Source organism: Nocardia uniformis NBRC 13702, from assembly GCF_001613345.1.
Classification (GTDB): Bacteria; Actinomycetota; Actinomycetes; order Mycobacteriales; family Mycobacteriaceae; genus Nocardia; species Nocardia uniformis.
In genome coordinates this window covers 172,941-194,810 of the sequence record NZ_BDCE01000044.1, presented here as the reverse complement: position 1 = coordinate 194,810, position 21,870 = coordinate 172,941, and the positions used below count along the sequence as shown (strand labels likewise).

At 65.8% G+C, this 21,870-nt stretch carries 16 protein-coding genes; 11 read left to right on the top strand and 5 right to left on the bottom strand.

Annotated elements, in window-relative coordinates:
* Nucleotides 1-228: 228 nt before the first annotated feature.
* Both NU1_RS13825 and NU1_RS13820 read right to left on the bottom strand, forming a co-directional pair.
* Complete coding sequence (locus NU1_RS13825; protein ID WP_067521278.1) at nt 229-1,407, bottom strand: cation:proton antiporter; 1,179 nt, start codon at nt 1,405-1,407, stop codon at nt 229-231.
* Nucleotides 1,408-1,413: 6 nt separating this feature from the next.
* Nucleotides 1,414-1,896, bottom strand: coding sequence for a cation:proton antiporter regulatory subunit (locus NU1_RS13820; RefSeq protein WP_067521276.1), 483 nt, complete (start codon nt 1,894-1,896; stop codon nt 1,414-1,416).
* Between the two features lie 236 nt (nt 1,897-2,132).
* Here NU1_RS13820 and NU1_RS13815 point away from each other — a divergent pair, with 236 nt between their 5' ends.
* Nucleotides 2,133-2,747 (top strand): TetR/AcrR family transcriptional regulator, encoded by a 615-nt coding sequence (locus NU1_RS13815; RefSeq protein ID WP_067521273.1) that lies wholly within the window; start codon nt 2,133-2,135, stop codon nt 2,745-2,747.
* Between the two features lie 19 nt (nt 2,748-2,766).
* The gene (locus NU1_RS13810; protein ID WP_067521272.1) at nt 2,767-4,371 is read left to right on the top strand and encodes an MDR family MFS transporter; all 1,605 of its coding nucleotides are present in this window, start codon (nt 2,767-2,769) and stop codon (nt 4,369-4,371) included.
* Between the two features lie 17 nt (nt 4,372-4,388).
* Here NU1_RS13810 and NU1_RS13805 read toward each other — a convergent pair whose 3' ends face one another.
* Nucleotides 4,389-5,051, bottom strand: coding sequence for a hypothetical protein (locus tag NU1_RS13805; protein ID WP_067521268.1), 663 nt, complete (start codon nt 5,049-5,051; stop codon nt 4,389-4,391).
* 237 nt (nt 5,052-5,288) lie between these two features.
* Between NU1_RS13805 and NU1_RS13800 the strand changes: the two genes are divergently transcribed.
* Entirely contained in the window at nt 5,289-6,128 is an 840-nt protein-coding gene (locus NU1_RS13800) for an SDR family NAD(P)-dependent oxidoreductase (RefSeq protein ID WP_067521265.1), read from the top strand.
* Between the two features lie 333 nt (nt 6,129-6,461).
* Here NU1_RS13800 and NU1_RS13795 read toward each other — a convergent pair whose 3' ends face one another.
* Nucleotides 6,462-6,953, bottom strand: coding sequence for a GbsR/MarR family transcriptional regulator (locus tag NU1_RS13795; RefSeq protein WP_084521269.1), 492 nt, complete (start codon nt 6,951-6,953; stop codon nt 6,462-6,464).
* An 11-nt stretch (nt 6,954-6,964) separates the two neighbouring features.
* Nucleotides 6,965-7,492, bottom strand: a complete 528-nt coding sequence (locus NU1_RS13790) for a GbsR/MarR family transcriptional regulator (RefSeq protein WP_067521259.1) — start codon at nt 7,490-7,492, stop codon at nt 6,965-6,967.
* A gap of 91 nt (nt 7,493-7,583) precedes the next feature.
* On the opposite strand from NU1_RS13790, the gene NU1_RS13785 reads away from it, so the two are divergent.
* The 8 genes from NU1_RS13785 to NU1_RS13750 all read left to right on the top strand — a co-directional run bounded on the left by NU1_RS13785 (nt 7,584) and on the right by NU1_RS13750 (nt 21,784).
* A complete protein-coding gene (locus NU1_RS13785) occupies nt 7,584-8,507 on the top strand; it encodes an ABC transporter ATP-binding protein (protein ID WP_067521256.1) in 924 nt (307 codons plus the stop codon).
* Nucleotides 8,504-10,165 (top strand): ABC transporter permease, encoded by a 1,662-nt coding sequence (locus NU1_RS13780; RefSeq protein ID WP_067521253.1) that lies wholly within the window; start codon nt 8,504-8,506, stop codon nt 10,163-10,165. Before NU1_RS13785 ends, NU1_RS13780 begins: the two co-directional genes overlap by 4 nt.
* Nucleotides 10,166-10,209: 44 nt before the next feature.
* Nucleotides 10,210-10,923, top strand: coding sequence for an SPFH domain-containing protein (locus NU1_RS42740; RefSeq protein WP_245720113.1), 714 nt, complete (start codon nt 10,210-10,212; stop codon nt 10,921-10,923).
* Nucleotides 10,916-11,530, top strand: coding sequence for a hypothetical protein (locus tag NU1_RS13770; protein ID WP_067521247.1), 615 nt, complete (start codon nt 10,916-10,918; stop codon nt 11,528-11,530). Before NU1_RS42740 ends, NU1_RS13770 begins: the two co-directional genes overlap by 8 nt.
* A complete protein-coding gene (locus NU1_RS13765; protein ID WP_212761559.1) occupies nt 11,530-13,383 on the top strand; it encodes an SPFH domain-containing protein in 1,854 nt (617 codons plus the stop codon). The genes NU1_RS13770 and NU1_RS13765 overlap by 1 nt, the downstream gene beginning before the upstream one ends.
* The gene (locus tag NU1_RS13760; protein ID WP_067521245.1) at nt 13,380-18,488 is read left to right on the top strand and encodes a DNA repair ATPase; all 5,109 of its coding nucleotides are present in this window, start codon (nt 13,380-13,382) and stop codon (nt 18,486-18,488) included. Before NU1_RS13765 ends, NU1_RS13760 begins: the two co-directional genes overlap by 4 nt.
* On the top strand, nt 18,485-19,423 hold the full coding sequence (locus NU1_RS13755) for a DUF8017 domain-containing protein (protein ID WP_157552210.1): 939 nt from the start codon (nt 18,485-18,487) through the stop codon (nt 19,421-19,423). The genes NU1_RS13760 and NU1_RS13755 overlap by 4 nt, the downstream gene beginning before the upstream one ends.
* Nucleotides 19,424-19,681: 258 nt before the next feature.
* A complete protein-coding gene (locus tag NU1_RS13750) occupies nt 19,682-21,784 on the top strand; it encodes an acyltransferase family protein (RefSeq protein ID WP_245720112.1) in 2,103 nt (700 codons plus the stop codon).
* Nucleotides 21,785-21,870 lie beyond the last annotated feature (86 nt).

The window sequence follows — 21,870 nt, the reverse complement described above, 5'->3', positions numbered from 1 at the left end:
CCGACGCTCCTGTTCGCTTCAGTCCCCTACTCGCTGCGACCGTGAGGCCAGTTCAACAAGCCACGGGATGTTTGCCGAAATGTCGCTAGGTTAACCGATTATCAGCACAACCGAGCGGCACGACGCGTGAGTCCTTGCTCACTGCGGCGTTTCTGCGTTAGCGGATCATTAACGAATCCAAGGCAATTCGAGAGCGCCATCTGAAATGTCGCATTTTGTGTGCTGCGATCAGACGGCCGCGGCGGGTCGGTCGAAACGCCGCAGCACCGGTTCCACCCCGCGGGCGGCAATCGGCCCCAATACGGCCATCAGCAATACATAGGTGGTGGCCAGGGCGGCGAATTCGGCGGGTACCGCGCCCGCCGCGACGGCCAAACCGGCGATGACAATGGAGAATTCGCCACGCGCGATCAGGGCGGTGCCAGCACGGGCACGACCGTATTTCGAGGCTCCGGCCCGCTTGGCCGCCCACCAACCGGTCGCCAGTTTGGTCAGCGTGGTGACCACCGCCAGCACAATCGCCCAGCCGAGCACCGGCGGGATGGTGCTCGGATCGGTACTGAGCCCGAACAGGACGAAGAACATGGCCGCGAACAGGTCCCGCAGCGGTTCCAGGAGTTTGGTGGCGCTATGGGCGGTCGAGCCGGAGATGGCGATGCCGAGGAGGAACGCGCCGACCGCCGCCGACACCTGTAGCGAGGAGGCGACACCGGCGACCAGCAGCGCGGAACCGAGCAGCTTGAGCAGGAAGATTTCCCGATCGGCGCTGTCGACGATCATCGAGACGTATTTGCCGTAGCGCAGCGCGACGACGAGCACGACCGTGACGGCGGCCAAGGCGATCCCGACGGTTTGCAGTCCGGCCAGGAAGCCAGCCGCGGCCAGGACCGCGGTCAGCACCGGCAGGTACGCGGCCATGACCAGATCCTCGAATACCAGAATGGACAGGATGGTCGGGGTCTCGCGGTTACCCAGCCGCCCGAGATCACCGAGGACCTTGGCGACGATTCCGGACGAGGAGATGTAGGTGACGCCCGCCATCGCGACAGCGCCGGTGACGCCCCACCCCAGCATGAATGCCACCACCACGCCGGGGGTCGCGTTCAGTACGATATCGAGTACACCGGCCGCCCACGAGTTCCGCATACCGGTGACCAGTTCGTTTGCGGTGTACTCCAATCCGAGGAGCAGCAACAGCAGCACAACGCCGATCTCACTGGCCAGGTGAATGAACTCGTCGACATGATCCAGCTCGACCAGTCCGCCGGTGCCGAACACCAGTCCGCCGATCAGATACAGCGGAATCGGCGACATGCCGATCCGCAAGGCGAGCCGTCCCAGCAACCCCAGACCGAAAAAGACCGCGCCCAGCTGTATCAGCGCGAGCGCGGTTTCGTGTGCCACCATCTACTTTCAGCCATCCGTCAAAATCCTGGCGGCGGCCCCCAGGCCCTCCGCGGTACCGACAACAACCAACACATCACCTGCGGCGAATAGGAATTCCGGCCCCGGCGACGGAATAGCGTGCCCGGCCCGCATCACCGCGACGATGGACACCGTTGTGCGCGACCGCATCTGCGTGTCGCCCAGCGGTCGGCCGTCGTACGGCGAGCGGGCGCGGATGGCGATCTGACGGGTAGTCAGGTCACCGTATTCCCGATGTTCTTCCTGCAATTGCGCCACCAGCTGCGGGGCGCCCAACAGGTTGGCCAGCACCGTTGCCTCCCGAACAGATAACGCGATCTGTTCTGTCACATCAGGATTGCCGGGTTTGCTCACGATCAGATCGATCGTGCCGTCCTTGTGATCGATGATGCCGATCCGGCGACGGGAACCCGACAGCGAAAAGTCCTTGCGTACCCCGATACCGGGCAGCTGCGTAACCTCGACGTTCACAAATCCACGGTAACCGCAAACAGACCCAACTGGACTTCCCGAATCCTCCGGATGGTAATGATTCCGTAAAGGAACCGGTATGGCAAACCGGGCACACGTGGCGGCACCGCATCCGGCCCTGATCATGCTGACAGACAGCGCATTTCAACAAATTCGACAGCAACGGGGCAGCGGATGCCACCCGCCCCAGAACTTGCAGTTTCTGAAAACTTGCAGTTTCTGCTAAATTATCCGCCATGGCCGACGCGAAGCACAACGAGCCGGAGATGGGGCTGCGGGAACGGAAGAAGTGGCAGACCCGCCTCGACCTCTGCATGGCGGCTCGACAGCTCACAACCGAACGGGGGCTGGACGCGACCACAACCGACGACATCGCCAAGGCCGTCGGGGTCTCACCGCGCACCTTCTTCAACTACTACGACACCAAGCTCGACGCGGTGGTCGGGCCGATTACCGAGATCGGTACACCACAGGCGCGCGAGGAATTCGTCGCCGGGGGCCCCAGCGGCATTCTGATCGACGATGTGATCTGGCTGTACGCCTCCGGATACGAGCCCGACAGCGAAGTGCGCGAGAGCATCGCCCTGATCGCGGAGATCATCCACACCGAGCCGCGGGTGCTCGCGGCCTTTATCGCGGCCGGTGCCCGGCACGAGGCGGCCGTGCGGGACCTGCTGTCCGCGCGCAGCGGCGGCGAGGTATCGGCCGAATACGCCGGGCTCATTGCCGGAATCATGTCGTGCCTGACCACGAGGGCCGCGATGTCGCTGGCCAGCAATCCTTCTGGGTCCCTGTCCGATGCCCTGCGCGCGCAGTGCGATATGGCGGCCGAGCTGTTCCGACGTTTGTGAAAATCGATAAGGAGATGTGATGACCACGACGGCTGATTCGCCGCCGACCCCGATTGTCCTCACACAGAAACGGATCTGGCTCATCTTCTCCGCGCTGATCGCGGGAATGTTCCTGGCCAGTCTCGATCAGACGATCGTGGGCACCGCCATGCCGACCATTGTGGGTGAGCTCGGCGGGGTCTCCGAAATGGCTTGGACCGCAACGTCGTACCTGCTGGCCACCACCATTGTGATGCCCATCTACGGCAAGTTCGGCGACCTGTTCGGACGACGGTGGCTGTTCCTGTTCGCCATCGGCGTCTTCACCGCCGCCTCCATCGGCGCGGCACTGGCGACCGGGTTCTGGGAGTTCATCGCGTTCCGCGGGCTGCAGGGTGTCGGCGGTGGCGGTCTGATGATCTTGGCGCAGGCCATTATCGCCGACGTGGTGCCCGCGAAGGATCGCGGCAAGTACATGGCGCCGATGGGCGCGGTCTTCGGTATCACCTCGGTGGCCGGACCACTGCTCGGCGGCTTCTTCGCCGATCACATCGGCTGGCGCTGGTGCTTCTGGATCAATGTGCCGATCGGTATCGCGGCCATGGTCATCGCATTCCGGTATCTGAACCTCCCCAGCCATCGCCCCAAGTCGCGGCCGGATTATCTCGGCGTCGTACTCATGTCCACGGCGACCACGCTGCTCATCCTCATTACCGATTGGGGCGGTAAGCGCTACGAGTGGGATTCTATGGTCGTTGTGTCGATGATCGCGGCCCTGGTGGTCGTGGTCGGCACCTTCATTGTCGTGGAGGCCCGCGCCGAGGAGCCGATGCTGCCGCTGTGGCTGTTCCGCAATCGGACCTTCGTGCTGACCTCGGCCATCGGCCTGGTGGTCGGTCTGGTGATGTTCGCGGCGCTGGCGTTCATTCCGACCTATCTGCAAATGGCCACCGGCGCTTCGGCCTCGGTATCCGGCCTGCTGCTGATCCCGATGATGGTCGGCATGTTGGCGACACTGGTCGGCTCGATGACCGCGATCACCAAAACCGGCAGCTACCGGATATATCCGCCGATCGGCGCGCTGATCATGGGCGGCGGATTGCTGTGGCTGACCCAGCTGAGCGCGCACACCTCCATGTGGGTGGTCTCCGGCATGCTCTTCGTCATGGGCGCGGGTCTCGGCCTGATCATGCAGATCATCGTGCTGGTCGTGCAGAACGCGGTGGCGCCCGACCAGATCGGCACCGCGACCAGCGCCAATAACTACTTCCGGGAAATGGGCGGCGCCATCGGCGTGGCGGTTTTCGGCTCGATCTTCACCAGCCGCCTCACCGAGGGTCTCACCGATGCGTTCGGCGCGAACGGGCAGCAGGCGGCCGGACTCGATCCAGGCGCCCTGGTGCCGTCGGTGGTCAAGAACCTGCCCGCGGAGCTGCACGACGCGATCGTCGGCGCGTACGTCAACGCCCTGGTCCCCGGCTTCTGGTACCTGATTCCGGGGGTGGCGGTGGCATTCGTACTCGCGCTGTTCATCCCGCAACTGACGCTCTCCGATGAGGCGGGCATGGTCGCCCGCGGTGAAGCGGTGCTGGAGGAAGACCCGCCGAAGACCGATCTGTCGAAGACAGACGCGCCGACCGAATAACGGAACCCGGTCCCCGGCTAGCGCGCCGGGACCAGCTCGGCACGTGAGCGCGCGTAGGCAATGACGTGTTCCGCGTACTCGGACGCCTCCGAGGACGCGGAACACGTCCGCAGCTCATCGATGGCCTCGTCGAGCCGCGAACTCGACCCCTCGTCGGCCAGCAGCACGACAATCGCTTCCCGCGCCCGCACGCCCGGATCGGGGTCGGCCAGCAATTCATCCAGGTATCGCTCCGAATCGGCTAGTCGGATGGCTCGACGGGCGTAGGCGTGCACGCGCCGGGGCAGTTCCGCGCGGACGGCGTCGACATCCTCGGGCAGCGCATGGCCGGTGGCGATCCGCAGCGACCACATGGCGGTCAAATCCTCCGATAAGCCGCTGTCGGTAATCAGATCGGGGCCGGTGGCCCGCTCGAGCGCTATCGCCGCGAGCCCCTGCCGCGCATGGCACCAGTTGCGCCACTCCCACCAGGCCATGGGCGTGGCGCTGAGCGCCAAGCCGAAGCTGAGCACCTGCTGCCCACCCGTCCAGGTCCGAAATGTCCGGGTGCGCCCGACCGCCGCCACCCCCTCCTCCCCCACCCGCACCCAGATCGGTTCGGACCCATGAAACCCATATGGCTCCAGCAGCTTTCCCGTATCGCGCATCAGCTGACGCAGCGCCGACTCCACCCTGACCATGTCGGCAGACTAGCGGTGTGGGCGGACAAATTACCGGAACCGCCGCCGCCTTCCGGGCCTGTTCCCTCGAGCCAACCCACCCCGGGTGTCCCGGGGTGGAATACGCCCTGGTGACGTGGACACCCCTAAACGCCCCTATTCCCTGTGCCCAGCACTTCTCGATAAGGCCGATGAGCGGCGTGATCGACGGGATTCAAGACCGTGGCGCGGGGAACCCGGGTGGCAGGGTGAGACGTCATGAAGACGATCCTGATCACGGGGGCCACATCGGGTATCGGTCTCGAGGCCGCACAGCAACTCGGCGCGGAGGGCGATCGCCTGGTACTGGTGGGGCGCAACCCCGGCAAACTCGCGCATGCGGCACAGCTGGTGCGAGCCGCGGGTGCGGGCGAAGTCGATACGCTGGAATGCGATTTCGCCTCCCAGACCTCGGTGCGCCAGTTGGCCAAGGCGGTGCTGAGCGGTTACGGCCGCATCGATGTGCTGGCCAATAACGCCGGCGGCTACTACAACGAGCGGACCGAAACCGCGGACGGTATCGAGGCCACCTTCGCCGTCAATCACCTCGGCGGCTACCTCCTCACCGAGCTGCTCCTCGACCTGATGACGAACAGCGCCCCGGCGCGCATCCTGTTCACCTCCTCGGTGATGAACTTCGGCGCGACCATGGATTTCGATGATCTCGGCTTCCGCGAAGGGTATTCGGGCCAGCAGGCTTACAGCCGATCCAAACTGGCCAATATCCTGTACACCAGGGCACTTTCGCATCGCCTCACCGGAACCGGCGTGACCGTCAACGCCTTTCACCCCGGCGCGGTGGCGACCCACATCTGGGATTCCATGCCGTGGTACGGCAGGCCCTTCGCCGCAGTCGCCAAGCGGCTGTTCATGATCTCCGCGGCCGAGGGCGGCCGAACCCTCACCTATCTCGCCACCGCACCCGAGGTGGCCGAGATCTCCGGACGCTACTTCCAACACAATCGGGTCAAGACACCGTCGCGGCGCGCCCTCGATGACGCGGCCGCCCAACGCCTGTGCGAGATCAGCACCAGACTTGTCGGTCTACCCGAGAACTGACCGCTGTCCGCTGCCGGCGCGGGACGCGCCCGAATGTCGATACGCGCCGGTCCGCTGGATATTTTTCCTGTTCCCGCAATCACCTGAACCCGCTGGTGGGCACTGGCGGGCCACTGGCCAGCACGGCCTCAGCGATTCGGCCGCTACCCGATACGGGCTAAGGCGCTGCTGACCTTCATCGACCACGTGGAGAAGGACGGCGTCGAACTGAGCATTGAGGGGGTGCCGCCGCACGTCGAGCACAGATTGACGACGCTCGCGAGCGACGAGCAGAGCGGTAGGGTGCAGGCCATCGTCGAATCAGCGTGACGGCTCAGCGGTCCGCTGCGCTCCTCAGAGGCCCGCAGCGCGCCGACGCTCGTGCCAGCGGTCGAACAGCACCGGCAACTCGGCGGCGAAAAAGTCGAAGAAATCCCCCATTTCGGCGAGCCGACGGCCCACCGGGGTGTCGCTGCCCATGAGTTCGACTCCCTCACTGGCGGTTTCGGACCACATCTTCATCATGCGATCGCGCTTGAGAAAGCTCGCGTACCAGAGATCGTCGTAGAGCCGGTAGGAATCGCGGCGCTGGCCGGGCATCCGCTCCTTGGCCACCAGTCCGACCTGATCGAGGTAGCGGACCGCGCCGGATACCGCTGCCGGACTGATCGATAGCGCATCGGCGAGTCCGCGAGCCGACATCCGGCCGTCCTCGGAGACCATCAGTGTGGCGAATACCCGCGCGGGCATGCGGGGCCAGCCCATATCGGCGAGGCCGATCGCCAGCTTCTCCACGAAGCGCGCCTTGGCAACTTCCCTATTCGCCGCGGCAGTATCGGCCGACACTCCCTCTCCTCTCATCCATGGGAGCCGACGGCGTCCGGCGCGATCTCATCTCCGAACAGCTCCCGTCGACGCTCCTTCCATCGTCGCATCGTCTCCGGCAGTTCGGCGCGCATGAACCGGTAGTACTCGAGTGTCTCGCGTACCCGGCGACCGCCGGGGCGGGCCTGGTCGAGCAAGTCGACGCCCTCGCCGAGGAACCGCACCGAGCGGTCGAGGGCTTCCCTGCGCTGCATGGTGATGGCGTACCAGACGTCGTCGTCGTAAACGCGGAAGGTGTCCTGACGTGCGCCCGGCTCGCGTTCACGACCAAGCAGGCCGATCCGAACCAGGTGACGCACCGCTCCCGAGATCGCGGCGGGGCTCACCCGCAATCCCTGCGCCAACTCCTGCGCGGAGTAGTGCTCGGCGTCATCGGCGAGGACGAATGCGAACACTCTGGCCGACATGCGCGGCATGCCCGATTCGGTGAGTAGCAGCGCGAACTGTTCCACAAACCGCAGGACGGCCTCCTCCTGCGAATCTTCTTGCGCTGTCGACACTGGTCACCCTCTCGCTCGAGACTTCCAAGAGTAGCTACATCATAACCTTCATACTATTCACAAATTTGTGAACTCTCTGTACGATCCCCGTATGGATAACGCCATTGCCATCTCCGGACTGCACAAGTCTTTCGGCCCCACCAAGGCCCTCGACGGTCTCGACCTCGAGGTTTCCCGTGGTGAGGTGCACGGCTTCCTAGGTCCGAACGGTGCGGGAAAGACGACCACCATCCGGGTGCTGCTCGGACTACTCCAAGCCGACCGCGGCTCGGTGAACCTGCTCGGCGGGGACCCGTGGAACGATGCCGTCGAACTGCACAGACGACTCGCCTACGTGCCCGGCGATGTGGAGCTGTGGCCCAACCTCACCGGCGGTGAGGCCATCGATCTGTTCGGACGGCTCCGCGGTGGGCTCAATACCGTCCGACGCGATGAACTCATCGAGCGATTCGATCTCGATCCCTCGAAAAAGGGCCGCACCTATTCGAAGGGCAACCGCCAGAAGGTCGCCCTCATCGCCGCACTCGCCTCGGAGGTGGAGCTGTTCCTGCTCGACGAACCCACGGCGGGGTTGGACCCGCTCATGGAGGTCGTCTTCCAGGACATCGTCCACGAGGTGAAGGGCGACGGCGCGACCATACTGCTGTCGAGCCATATCTTGGCCCAGGTGGAGAAGCTGGCCGACCGGGTCAGCATTATTCGGTTGGGACAGGTCGTGCAATCGGGAACGCTGACCGAGATGCGGAACCTGACCCGAACCTCCGTCGAAGCGGTAACGGTCCGCCCGGTGACCGATCTCGAGGAACTCGAAGGCGTGCATCACGTGTCCATCGAGGACGGCCGGATCAGGTTCGACGTCGACGGGGCGGCGCTCGACACCGCGATCGGGAGGCTCAGCGCCGCGGGTATTCGCTCATTGACGAGCCATCCCCCGACGCTGGAGGAACTCATGCTGCGCCACTACGGCGATGAACTCGCCGCCAGCGGCAACGGTCAGGGAGTGAGCGTGAAATGACGACCCTGACGTCGAATGCTCCCCGGGGTGCGCAGACACAGTCGGCCGGTAGCCGCGGCACCGCGCTGACCGGAACCGGCACCCTGATCCGATTCATCTTGCGCCGCGACCGCATCAAGCTCCCCGCGTGGATTCTCGGCATCGCCTTACTCAGCATGTACTACGGCGCGGCACTGCCGCAGATCTACAAGACCGACGAGGATCTGCGGGCGGTCAGCCAGTTCGCCGAAGGCACCATGGGCGCGCTGATCGCCGGGCCCGGATACGGATTGACCAGTCCGACAGTGGAATCGGTGATCGTCGCCATCTACGGGCTGTACTTCCTGCTGCTCGCGGCGCTGATGAATATCCTGCTGATATCCCGGCACACCCGGGTCGAGGAACAGACCGGCCGCGCCGAACTGATTCGCGCCAATGTGGTCGGCCGCCACGCGCAGTTGACTGCGGCGCTGATAGTGGCGGTGGGCGCGAATATCGCACTGTCCCTGCTGATCGCGGGCGGCTTCGCGGCGGCGGACCTCGACACCGGTGGCGCGCTGCTGTTCGGCGCGAGCGTGGGCGCGGTCGGCCTGGTCTTCGCCGGAATTACGGCGGTGACCGTGCAGATCACCGAATACTCACGTGCTGCTTCGGGATTGGCCGGTGCCGCACTGGGCGTGGCGTATGTCGTCCGGGCCGCGGGCGATACGATCCGGGAAGGCGGCAGCGCACTGTCCTGGTTCTCGCCACTGGCCTGGTCGCAGCAGACCCGGGCCTATGCGGATCCGCGGTGGTCGCCGCTGGCACTGTCGGTCGCCTTCGCGGTCGCGGCGGCGCTGCTCGGCTACGCCCTGTCGGGACGCCGCGATCTGAACGCCGGTCTCGTCGCACCGCGACGCGGGAGTCGATATGCCGCACCGTGGCTGAATTCCCCTGTCGCACTGGCATTCCGGCTACAGCGGGCCAGCTTCATCGGCTGGGGCCTCGCCTTGGCCGCCATGGGTGCGCTGTACGGCGCCCTCACCAAGACGCTCGTGGACTCCTTCGAAGATCTGCCCGACAATGTCATCGATATCATGGGTGGAGACCCCACTCGAATGCTCGACGGCTATGTCAGCACCATGGGTGTCTTCGATGCGCTGCTGGTGGTGGTCTTCGTGATTCTCGGCGTGCAGAGCCTGCACGGCGAGGAGACCAAGGGACGCGCCGAACCGGTACTCGCGACGGGCACCGGCCGCTGGGCACTGTTCGGCAGCTGGATCGGGATGCTGGCGGCCGGCGTGACCGCACTCCTGGTCATCGTGGGGCTGGCGCTGGGCCTGTCGACCGCCATCTCCGTCGGCGACAGCTCCTATGTCGGGAAGGTGCTGGGGGCCCACCTGGCGTACCTCCCGGCGATCCTGGTCGTCCTGGCGGTCGCGGCCCTCCTGTTCGGGGTCATCCCGCGGGCGATAGGCGCGACCTGGGCGCTATTCGGATTCTCGATGATCCTCGGATTCTTCGGACCGATTATGGATCTGCCGCAGTGGGTGATGAATCTGTCGCCATTCGAACATATCGCCGCACTGCCGCTGGACCGAATGACCTGGTCGCCGCTATTCGCGCTGACCGTCATCGCCCTGGCCCTGACCGCGCTGGGCGGCTATGGGTTCCGCCGTAGGGATCTCGATATGAAATAGCGCGCGGAGGTCTATCCCTATTCGAGGGTGACATTCCGAGAATAGTGAGAACCGCGCTGAACTGGGGAGTACGCGCGCCCGCGAGTAGCACTGCTACCCGCGGGCGCGCTCACTCTCTTCCTTCGCTGCTGAGCGGTGCCGGATCCGCGTCGGGGCGGTGGCGTGCTGGTCACCTCGGCGGACGGCCCGATCACCTCCGTACCGCCGGGCGGCTGGCATCGCGAGCCCGCCACGCCCCCTCGGTTTCCGGCATCGATACCTATGTGACGGTCAATGTCAATGCGGTGACCTACTTCCGGATCGTGGATCCGGTGAGATCGGTGGTGGCCGTGGAGGATCATGTTCAGGCGACCCAGCAGTTCGCGCAGACCACACTGCGCAGCATCCTCGGCCAGACCGATCTCGACGATCTGCTGATCGACCGCGACGAGGTGAATCGGCGGCTACAGAAGATCATCGACGAGGTCACCAACCCGTGGGGCGTGAAGGTCGACCAACGTCCATCGGCTCGCTGCGGCAATAGCGAAAGCCGATGGCACGCCCGCCCTCACCACGGCGGGCGGCGGAATCGACGCCGCGTTAATTCAACTTGCCCCGGGACGGTCTTTACGGCATCCTTACAGCCACAGGGGGAGCCGGGAAGCCTGGTCGGCACGCGATCCACGCTATGGATCGCGGTGGAAAGACCATTGGAGTATCTGATGAACACGCAGTCGATCTCGCATGCCCTTTTCAGCCCGGTACCCGGGCATGGGTGAATTCTTCGCGGCGACACTGACTTTCCCGACCGTTCTATTCAGCTTCGCACTGCTGGTCGTCGTCGCGTTCTGGGTCGTGGTCCTGGCAGGCGGGGCCGATATGGACCTCCTCGACACCGACACCCCGGACTCCGCTATCCATGATCGCTGGGGACTCGGCGGAGTTCCGGCGACGATCACGGTGTCCATTCTTATCGCACTGGCGTGGTTTCTGTGCCTGGCCGGTTCGACTGTGACCGGCATGCTGAATCTCGGTGGCGTCGCCGGTTTTCTGGCCGGTCTCGGGGTGCTGGGTGTCGCTGCCGCGGCCGCCGTCCCCGCCACCCGCGCGGTCGTGATTCCGCTGCGCCGGACATTCGTGCCCGCCGCGCCGCTCACACGTGCGGATTACGTCGGCCGGGTCTGCGTTATTCGCACCGGTCGCGTCGGCCCGGAATTCGGGCAGGCGGAACTCACGTCGGCGGACGGGTCGTCCGCGATCATCCAGGTCCGCCAAACCTTCGAACATGCCGCTGAAATGCCTCTCACACAGGGCGTTTCGGCTGTTGTCTACGACTATGACCACGCCGCCGAGACATTCTGGGTGGCTCCTGTGGAGGGGATTTGATGTCTACCATCGCCATTGGCCTCGGTGTCCTGCTGGGCGTCGCGCTCTTACTCGCCATTGCCGCGCTGCTCATAGTGAGCACACTGTTCAAGAAGGTGGAACAGGGCCGCACACTCATTATCTCGAAAATGCGGCGGGTGGATGTCACCTTCACCGGCGCGGTGGTGCTGCCCGTTTTGCACAAGGCCGAGTACATGGATATCTCGGTGAAGACCATTGAAATCGCCCGGGTCGGTCACGACGGATTGATCTGCCGCGACAATATTCGCGCTGATATCCGTATTACCTTCTTCGTGCGGGTGAACAAGACCGTCGAGGACGTCATCAAGGTGGCGCAGGCCATCGGCACCGCCCGCGCCAGCGATCAGGCCACCATGCAGGAGCTGTTCAGCGCGAAATTCTCCGAGGCGCTCAAGACGGTCGGCAAACACCTCGACTTCGTCGACCTCTACACCCAGCGCGACGAGTTCCGCGACCGCATCATCGCGGTGATCGGCACCGACCTCAACGGGTACAGCCTCGAGGACGCCGCCATCGACTACCTGGAGCAGACGCCGCTCGGACAGCTCGATGCCCAGAACATCCTGGACGCGCAGGGCATTCGCAAGATCACCGAACTCACCGCCGCGGAACATGTGCGCACCAATGAATTCCGCCGCCACGAGGAGAAGGAGATCACCCGCCAGAACGTGCAGGCGCGGGAGGCGGTACTCGAGCTCGAGCGTCAGCAGGCCGATGCCGAGATCCGGCAGAAGCGTGAGGTCGAAACCCTGCGTGCCAAGGAAGAGGCCGAGATCGCGCGGGTGCAGTCCGAGGAGCGGCTGCGTTCACACGGCGCGCATCTGCGCACCGAGGAGGCCCTCGGCATCCAGCAGCAGAATATGGGCCGGGAAATCGCCGTCGCGGAGAAGAACCGCGAGCGCGTGATCGCCGTCGAATCCGAGCGGATCGAGAAGGACCGGATGCTCGAGGTCACCGCGCGCGACCGCGAGGTATCCCTCGCCCAGATCGCCGCCGAGCGCGAGGTGGAGACCGAGAAGCGCACCGTCGCCGAGGTGGTTCGTGAACGGGTCGCGGTGGATAAGACCGTCGCCGAACAAGAGGAGCAGATCAACCGGCTGCGCGCGGTCGAGGCCGCGGAACGGGACCGGCAGGCCACCGTCATTCGCGCCGAGGGCGAGGCGCAGGAGCATCTGGTCAAGGGCATCAAGGCGGCCGAGGCCGCCGAAGCCGCCGCGGTATTCAAGGCCAAGGAATCGCTGACGCTGGCCGAGGCGGAGCAGCAGGCCTCGGAAATGCAGGCACAGGCCAAGATTCGGCTCGCCGAGGCATCGCAGGCCGAAACCGCCGCCTACGGTCTGGGTCAGGCGCAGGTGCGCGAACGCGCGGCCGATGCCATCGAGAAGGAGGGCCGCGCCGAGGCGAGCGCCCTGCGGGAGAAGGGTTTCGCCGAAGCGGAGACGCTGCGCGAGAAGCTCAAGGGCGAGGCCGAGGGCTTGCAGGAGAAGGCCACGGCCATGGCCGCGCTCGACGACGCCACCCGCCAGCACGAGGAGTACCGGCTGCGCCTCGAGCTCGAAAAGGAGGTCGAACTCGCCAAGGTCAACGCCTACCGCGAGGTCGCCGAGGCACAGGCCCGAGTGCTGTCCACCGGATTGGAGAGCGCCAATATCGATATCGTCGGCGGGGATTCGGTATTCCTGGACCGGATCGTCGGATCCATCGGCCTGGGCAAGGGGCTCGATCAGCTGATCGGCAACTCCGAGGTCGGCAAGACGGCCGCCACCGCGCTCATCGGCAAGTTGACGGGGGCCAATGGCTCCGATGACGGTGAGCGGGCAGCGGTCAAGTGAGCGCGGCAGCACAGCCGCGTACCGACCGCCGGAGCGAATCCGGCGGTCGGGGCCCGGCCGATACGGCCCTGGAAACCGGCACCTACGAGGTTCTGCGCGCCCGGCTGGCCGAGCACGCCGCCGAATTGTCCCGGCGCGCGGGCCTGCTCAATCAGCGGCGGATCGAGGAGTTCGGCGGCTCCGATCTCACCCTGCTCGGCACCGAGCGGATTCGCACCGAGAACAATTGCGTGCCACGCGATGTCGTGGCGCTGCCCGATGGCCGAATGGTGTTCGGCTACAATGTATTCGTCGGGATGCGACCGGAGACGGCCATCGCGGACGTGTTCGCGGTGCGCCGATTTCGGCACGAGCACACCTCCGGCGAGGTCCACGACGAGACGGATACGACGTCGTTCGGCTTCGATCCCGCCGATCCGGCCGGACTGTTCGACGATCCGCGGTTCCGACATGATTTCGCCGAGCTGTACCGGTACTACAGCCAGACGCGGTTGCTGCAACTGCGTCGGGTCGAAGGACGCCTGCTCGCGGTATTCCAGACCGGCGGGCGCACCGACGATATTCGAGTGCTGCGCTGGCAACTGGACGCCGACGGGTCGATTCGGTACCTGGACAACCGGGGCGAACGCGATCATGTGCTCCCAACCTCGCATGATTTCGAATGGGTCGAGACCACCCGCGACGACCAGGTACTCGGGCGGTACCCGCATCTGTCGATCCTCGATGAGGTTTTCGTCGAGACGCTCGGCGGCACCCTGACGATCAAGGTCGAGAACAACACCGAATCCGGTGCGGGTGTCTACAGCGAGCCGGTCGACGAGCCGTTGCAGAGCCTCGCCGACGCGGCCGTGCAGTATGCGCGACTGGGGCCGCTGATTCTGTTGCGCATCCGCCCGTACAACGAAACCGTCTGGCGGCACCTGGTTTTCAATATCCGCACCAAGGATGTGGTGCGCCTCGACGGCATCGGGCAGGCCTGTCGGCGATTGCCCGAGGATCACGGCATCATCTTCCCGGGCGGGTACTACCTGGCCACCGGCGTGCACAAGCGGTTCGACACCACCGTGGCCGATCTGGAGTACGAGCGGACGGTGCGCTCGGCGAATGGCGAGGACGTGCTGTACGTCTTCCATGCCCGCGCCGAGGGGCGCACGCTACTGCTGCCCTACAACCTGGTGCGGACCGAGGTCGCCAATCCGCTGTCCTGCCACGGGTATTCGCTGTTCGATGACGGCACCATGGTGGTGTTCCGGGCACTGTCGGAGGAGCCCACCCGGGTACATCCCATGCAGGTGTGGCGGTCCCCCTTCGTCTCCGATCTGCACGCCGCCACACAATCGGTCGGTACGGGACCGCTGCACCGGGTCGGCAATGCCGAACTGGTGCGCGGTATCTCCGACTGCCTCGCCGTGGCTCGCATGGTGGATGAGATGCGGCCCGCGACAGCGGTATTCGAGGCAGTGATGGCCGCGTGCACGCGCGCGGCCGACCACTATCACTGGCTGGGCGAAACAGAACTGTGCGATCCGGCCACACCGCTGGGTGAGCTGCGTGCCACCGCCGAGCAGGTCCTCGACGAATACGAGAAGGTCACCGCGCTCACCGCGCAGGCGACCGCGGCCGTGGATACGGCGGCCGAGCAGGCGGCGACGCTCATCCGCCTCGCCCGTGCCGCCGCCTATCGCAGCGCCGACGAATGGGTGCGGTTGCTGGCCGACCTGCGGCGCGCGCAGGGGCAGCTGGTGACACTGCGGGATCTGCGCTACGTCGACACCGACCGGATCGACACCGTGGACGCCGACCTAGCCGAGGCGCTCGCCGACGCGGGCCGCCGTGCCGTCGAATTCCTCGGTGACGCCAAGGCTTTCGCGACCTACCACACCGAACTCGATGAACTGCTGGAGCGAGCCGAGGCGATCGGCACGGTCGCCGACGCCGAACCACTGCAGCAGCGGCTGACCGAGCAGACCGACTCGCTGCAGATCGTCACCGAGATCGTCGGCGCCCTCGATATCGCAGACGCGACCGTGCGCACCGATATCCTGACCCGGATCGGTGAGATCCTCGCCGCGGTCAACCGGGTGCGCGCCACCGTGCAGGCGCGGCGCGTCGAACTGGCGTCGGTGGAGGGCCGCGCGGCCTTCGCCGCCGAATTCGCACTGCTCGGGCAGGCGGTCACCGGTGCGCTCGCGGTGTGCGACTCCCCCGATGCCTGCGACGACCAGCTGGCGAAACTGCTGCTGGCCATCGAGAATCTGGAGACCCGGTTCGGCGAGATCGACGATTTCGCCGACCGGCTCACCGCCAAGCGCGAGGACGTGTACGAGGCGTTCACCGCGCGCAAACAGGCACTGCTCGATGAGCGGTCCCAGCGCGCGGAGCGCATCGCCGCCTCCGCACAGCGCATCCTGGCCGGGGTCGGCCGCCGGGCCGCGGCCCTCGGCTCCCTGGATGAGGTGAACACCTACTTCGCCTCCGATCCAATGGTGGCTCGGCTGCGCCAAGCCGTCACGCAATTGCGCGACATCGGTGATCAGGTGCGGGCCGAAGAGTTCGACGGGCGGTTGCGCGCCGCCCGCCAGGAGGCCGGGCGCGCGCTGCGCGACCGCGTCGACCTCTACGACGACGGTGGCGAAACCATCCGGCTGGGTCGGCACCGGTTCGCGGTCGACACCCGGCCGGTGGAGCTCACCATGGTCCCGCACGACGGTGCCATGTGGTACACGATCACCGGTACCGACTACCGGGCGCCGGTGCGCGACAACGACTTCGGCGCCACTCGGCCGTACTGGTCACAGCTGCTGGCCTCGGAGACCGCCGAGATGTACCGGGGCGAGTATCTGGCGGTGTCGATTCTCGCCGAAGCCGAACGCGACGGTGGGCTCGATACGCTGTATCAGGCGGCCGGGACCGCGGGCGATCTCGCCGAACTGGTTCGCAAGGCCGCGGCCGGACGCTACGACGAGGGGTACGAGCGCGGCGTACACGACCACGACGGCGCCACCATTCTGGAAACGGTGCTGCGGCTGTACGCGGGCGCGCAATTGCTGCGGTTCCCGTCGGCGGAACGAGCGGCCGCGCAGCTGTGGTGGCGGTTCGCCCTCGATGCCGATGACGGCGCGCGGGCACACTGGCAGACCCGGGTCGGTTCCCTGGCCCGCGCACGCGCCATTTTCGGGCGCACGGCGGCGGTCGACCAGATGTGCGACGAACTGTCCACGCGAATCGGGGAATTCGCCGACAGCATCGGGCTCGACGGTGTCGACCGTGCGCTCGCCGGCGAGTATCTGTTCGAGGAACTGTTCTCGCCGACACCGGGATTCATCACCTCGGCGGGAGCCAGGCTGCTGCTGGAACGCTTCCACCGGGCGTTGGGCGCGGCCTCGGCGACCGCGCGTGCGGAATTCGAATCCGATCTGAGCTCACTGGGCGCGGAATTCGTCGGCGCGCAATCGCTGCCCGCACGGCACCAACTGGTGCACGCCTGGCTCACGGCGTATGTGGAACGGGCCGATGACGGTATGGATCTGGCCGCCGACCTACCGGAGGCGGTGGCGATCGAACTGTGTGGGGCCGGTCTGCCGCGCTCCGAGGCCGCCACCGCGCTGACCGCCACAGTTTCGGGGCTGCTGGGCACACATCCGCGGATCACGCAGCGGGAGTTGACCTTCCGGTTCGACGAGCTGCTGGCGCGGTGCCGCCGCTTCCGTCTCGAACGGGTACCGGGCTTCCGTGCCTACCTCCGGCGGCGCACCGCACTGGTGTCCGCCGAGCGGGATCGGCTGCGGTTGGAGGAGTATCGGCCGCGGGCATTGAGCGGTTTCGTGCGCAACCGGCTGCTCGATGAGGTGTATCTGCCATTGATCGGTGACAACCTCGCCAAACAGCTCGGTGTCGTCGGCGACTCCGACCGCACCGACCGCTCGGGGCTGCTGCTGTTGATCTCGCCGCCCGGTTACGGCAAGACCACGCTCATGGAGTATGTGGCCGCACGGCTGGGCCTCGTGCTGGTGAAGGTGAACGGTCCCGCGCTGGGCCATGAGGTGACCTCGGTCGATCCGGCGCAGGCTCCCAACGCCACCGCCCGCCAGGAGCTCGAAAAGATCAACTTCGCACTGGAACTCGGCAATAACGTGCTGCTCTATCTCGACGATATCCAGCACACCTCACCGGAACTGCTGCAGAAGTTCATATCGCTCTGCGATGGACAGCGCCGGATGGAGGGTGTGTGGGACGGCCGCACCCGCACCTATGACCTGCGCGGCAAGCGGTTCGCGGTATGTATGGCGGGTAACCCGTATACCGAGCAGGGCAAGCGATTCCGTATCCCGGATATGCTCGCCAATCGCGCCGACGTGTGGAACCTCGGCGACGTACTGTCGGGCCGCGACGAACTGTTCGCACTCAGCTACATCGAGAACGCGCTCACCACCAATCCCGTTCTCGCACCGCTGTCGTCGCGCGACCGCGGCGATCTGGAGATCCTGGTGCGCATGGCCCGCGGCGACCGACACGCCATGGCCGACCAGCTCACCCACCCGTACTCGGCGACCGAACTGTCCGAAATCACGGCGGTACTGGGCAAACTCATTCGCCTCCAGGAAGTGGTACTGGCCACCAACCGCGCCTACATCGCCTCCGCCGCCACCGCCGACTCCTCCCGCACCGAACCGCCCTTCCAGCTTCAGGGCTCCTACCGCAATATGAACGCCCTCGCCGAACGGGTGGTGCCGGTCATGAACGATGAGGAACTGGAGGCCCTCATCGACGACCACTACCTCGGCGAAGCCCAAACCCTCGCCGCCGGAGCCGAATTCAACCTCCTCAAACTCGCCGAACTACGCGGTCGCCTCTCCGAACAACAGGCCCGCCGCTGGACCGAGGTGAAAGCCGCGTACCTGCGCGAACAGGCCCTCGGCGGAGCCGAGGACGACCCTCTGGTCCGCGCTGTCGGCGCACTGGGACTACTCGGCGACCGCATAGCCGGAATCGAATCCGCGCTACGGGCGATCGAGGCGAGGGATCCATCCGGCAAACACAGTCGGACACTCCAGGGGAGCCGGGCAAGCGAACTCGACACACATCGCACAGAATCGGATTCGTGACACGAGATAGCGAGCGGCCACCAGGGCCGGAGCAGCAGGGGGGTGGGTATCTCTCGGCGCGGCCCGGTCCGCCGCAGGCGTACGAGTATCCACCGCTCGAGGACCTGCCGTATCGGCCGTATGAGTACCCGGCATTGGAGGACCATCGGCAATGGCATCCGGGCGGGTATCCCGGGTATGGCACGCCGGTGCGGTCACCTCGGCGCGGCACCGCGGGTCCGATTCTCGCCGTGATCATCACCGGACTCGTGTTGTTCGGCGCGATCACCGCGAGTATCACCGGTCGCTTGACCTCCTCCGGTGATACCGCTCGGACGACCGCGCCGGTCACGAAGCTGGTCGTGCCGCCGCGCACCTCCACGACTACCACCACCACACGGGCGCCGAGTACCACCACACCGCTACTCCCCGACTATCAAGGGGTAGCGGTGCCGTCGCGCGGCGTGGCATACGACGTGCCCTCCGGCTGGGTTGTGGACACACCCGGAGTGATCCGTGGCTTCGAGAACGAGCAGGGCCGCATATCCGGCACCGGAACCGCGACCGACGGCAAGAACTATTGCGGGTCTTCGACCCGCACAATCACTTTCGTCCACCGGTCACAACTCGATGATCCCGCCGCCGCAGCCGCCGACGTCGCGACGACCGCGGCGGAACGCGGCTTCGACGGTCCCGGCTGGGGTCGAGAAACCACTCCGGCGACCCCGTTGACGACCGCCAGCGGCATCACCGGTTACCTGGCGGAGGCATCCGGCAACTGGACGCCGAAGAGCGCGGAATGCACGAGTTCACGGTTCTCCGTCTACACCTTCGCGTTCCCCGGACCACAGAATCCCATGTTGGTTCTCACTATCGCCGCAGATCGCGGCGTCGACGGGGAAGTGACCCCGGAGCAGGCGCGGGAAATATTCTCCAGCATCCGATTGATCGATTGACTCCTGTTCAACCCTTGCGGCAGACCGCGATCCACCGCTCGCGATCGGGCCCGCCGACCCGACTTCCCGGCACTCCGCCCGTAAAGATGCCGCAAGGTTCACCGAGGCGCAAATCGGAATCCGGACCGGGAAGTCCGAGCCCCCGGTTTGCCTCCGGCGTGATCTCTCGGGCATCTTAAGGGCGGAGCGCCGGGAAGTCTGGTCGGCAACCCCGCCTCACTACTCGGGGCCGGGGCCATTTCGTTGTGGGGAGTTCGCGTGCGCGCTCATACCTTGGGACCACCGGTGCCGACCGGGTTGGTTACCCGAAATCAGCTGCCGGAGAGCAAGTCCCGGCAGCAGTACCGTGACGATCTCGACGGTTTGCGCGGCATCGCGATCGCGCTGGTGGTGGCCTTCCACGTGTGGATGGGTCGGGTCTCCGGGGGCGTAGACGTCTTCCTAGTACTGTCCGGTTTCTTCTTCACCGGAATGGTGTTGCGCCGCACCGATACCACCGGCTCGGCCGGGATCGGCCCGACCCTGCGCCGCACCGGCCGTCGGCTGTTCCCCGCGCTCGTGGTCGTACTCGCCGCGGTCGCCGTCGCCACCGTCGTAGCGCGGCCGTACACCCAGTGGGGTGATACCTCGGCGCAGCTGCTCGCGTCCGGGTTCTACTTCCAGAACTGGTATCTGGCGACCGCGGAAATGGATTACGCGTCCCCCGACCCGTCCATCAGCCCGCTGCAACATCTGTGGTCCATGGCGGTCCAGGGCCAGTTCTATCTCGTCATCCTGGCGGTCATCGCCCTCTGGGCCCGCCTGCGGCCGCAATCGGACCGCCACCGCGGACTGCTGCTGACGGTGCTGGTTATCGTCGGGTTGATTTCCTTCCGGTATGCCACGATCGGCGCAGCCCAGCACCAGGCCTGGACCTACTACGACAGCGCGGCCCGGGTCTGGGAACTGCTCGCCGGTGCCGCACTCGCGGTCGCCGCACCCTGGATCTCCATACCGAACTGGGCACGCTGGTGCGCGGCGAGTCTCGGTCTCGCCATGGTGCTCTCCTGCGGTCTGCTGATCGACGGCGCCAGCGAATTCCCCGGCCCGGCAGCGCTGTTCCCGGTGGTGGCCACCGTCGCGCTGATCCTGTCCGGGATGCACCTCTCGTCATCCGAACGACCCTGGGCGAACCGGCTATTGGCCGGTCGGCTGTGCACGGAACTCGGTGCCATCGCCTATCCCCTGTACCTGTGGCACTGGCCGATCCTGATCTTCTATCTGGCCGAAACCGGGAATGCGCACGCCGGATTCACCGATGGCCTGATCGTCATCGCGGTCTCGATCGTTCTGGCGCTGGCCACAACCCGCATTATCGAAGCGCCACTGCGGAAGCGCTCCACACCGGTACCCGACACCGGTAGGTCCGCGAAGTACCGAACCGGTGTCGGCACCCTGGTCGCGGCGATCGGCGTCGTGGTGCTGGCGTCGTCACTCGGCTGGCAGGTGGTGTCCAGGACCAATCCGGCGGAACCACCGCAGGCGCTCGAGCCGAACGAATACCCGGGGGCGGCCGCCCTCCTCGACGGCATCGACCCCCCGCCGGCACCCATGCGGCCCTCGGTATTCGAAGGTCAGGCCGACGCGCCACCCCCGACCGTCGACGGCTGCATCACCCCGAACCGGGAGGTGCGCACCTGCACCTACGGCGATACGACCGCTGGCCGCTCCATCGCGGTGGTCGGCGGATCGCATTCCGAGCACTGGATCCCGGCCCTGGAACTGCTCTCCTACGATTACGACTTCCGCATCGTCACCTTTCTGAAAGAGGGTTGCCCCCTCGTACTCGTCGACCAACCCTCCTATGCCGAAGCGCCCTTCCCCGAATGCCGGGAATGGTCGGAAGAAGTCCTCGACCGTCTCGCTCAGGACCAACCCGACTGGGTATTCACCATCTCCACTCGCTTCCGGCCGTACAACGACGGTGACGAGGTGCCGCCGGAATACTTCGATGTGTGGTCGGCGCTGTCGGACCGCGGGATGAAAGTGCTCGCCCTTCGAGACACCCCGAGGCTGCGACACAATGGCGTCTTCTACAAGGCGGTCGATTGCCTGGCCCAGCGCGGCACCACTCCGGTCAGCTGCGGTATCGATCGCGCCGTCGCCCTCGACCCCCGCGATCCCGCCGAGGGACCGGCCGCGGCCTACTCGAATATCTTCCCGCTCGACCTGAACGATGCGGTCTGCCGACCGGACCGCTGCCATGTCGCCGAGGGCAATGTCCTCATCTACCGCGATGAGCACCATCTCACCGCCAGCTATGCCCGCTCACTGGCTCCGGAACTGGGGCGACGGATCGCGATGATCACCGAGTGGTGGTGAGCGAACGGCCGCGGTACCGACAATGCGCGACGAATACCTGAGCGAGTGGTGCGACAAACTGACGTAAGCAGACCGTTAGGATCTCT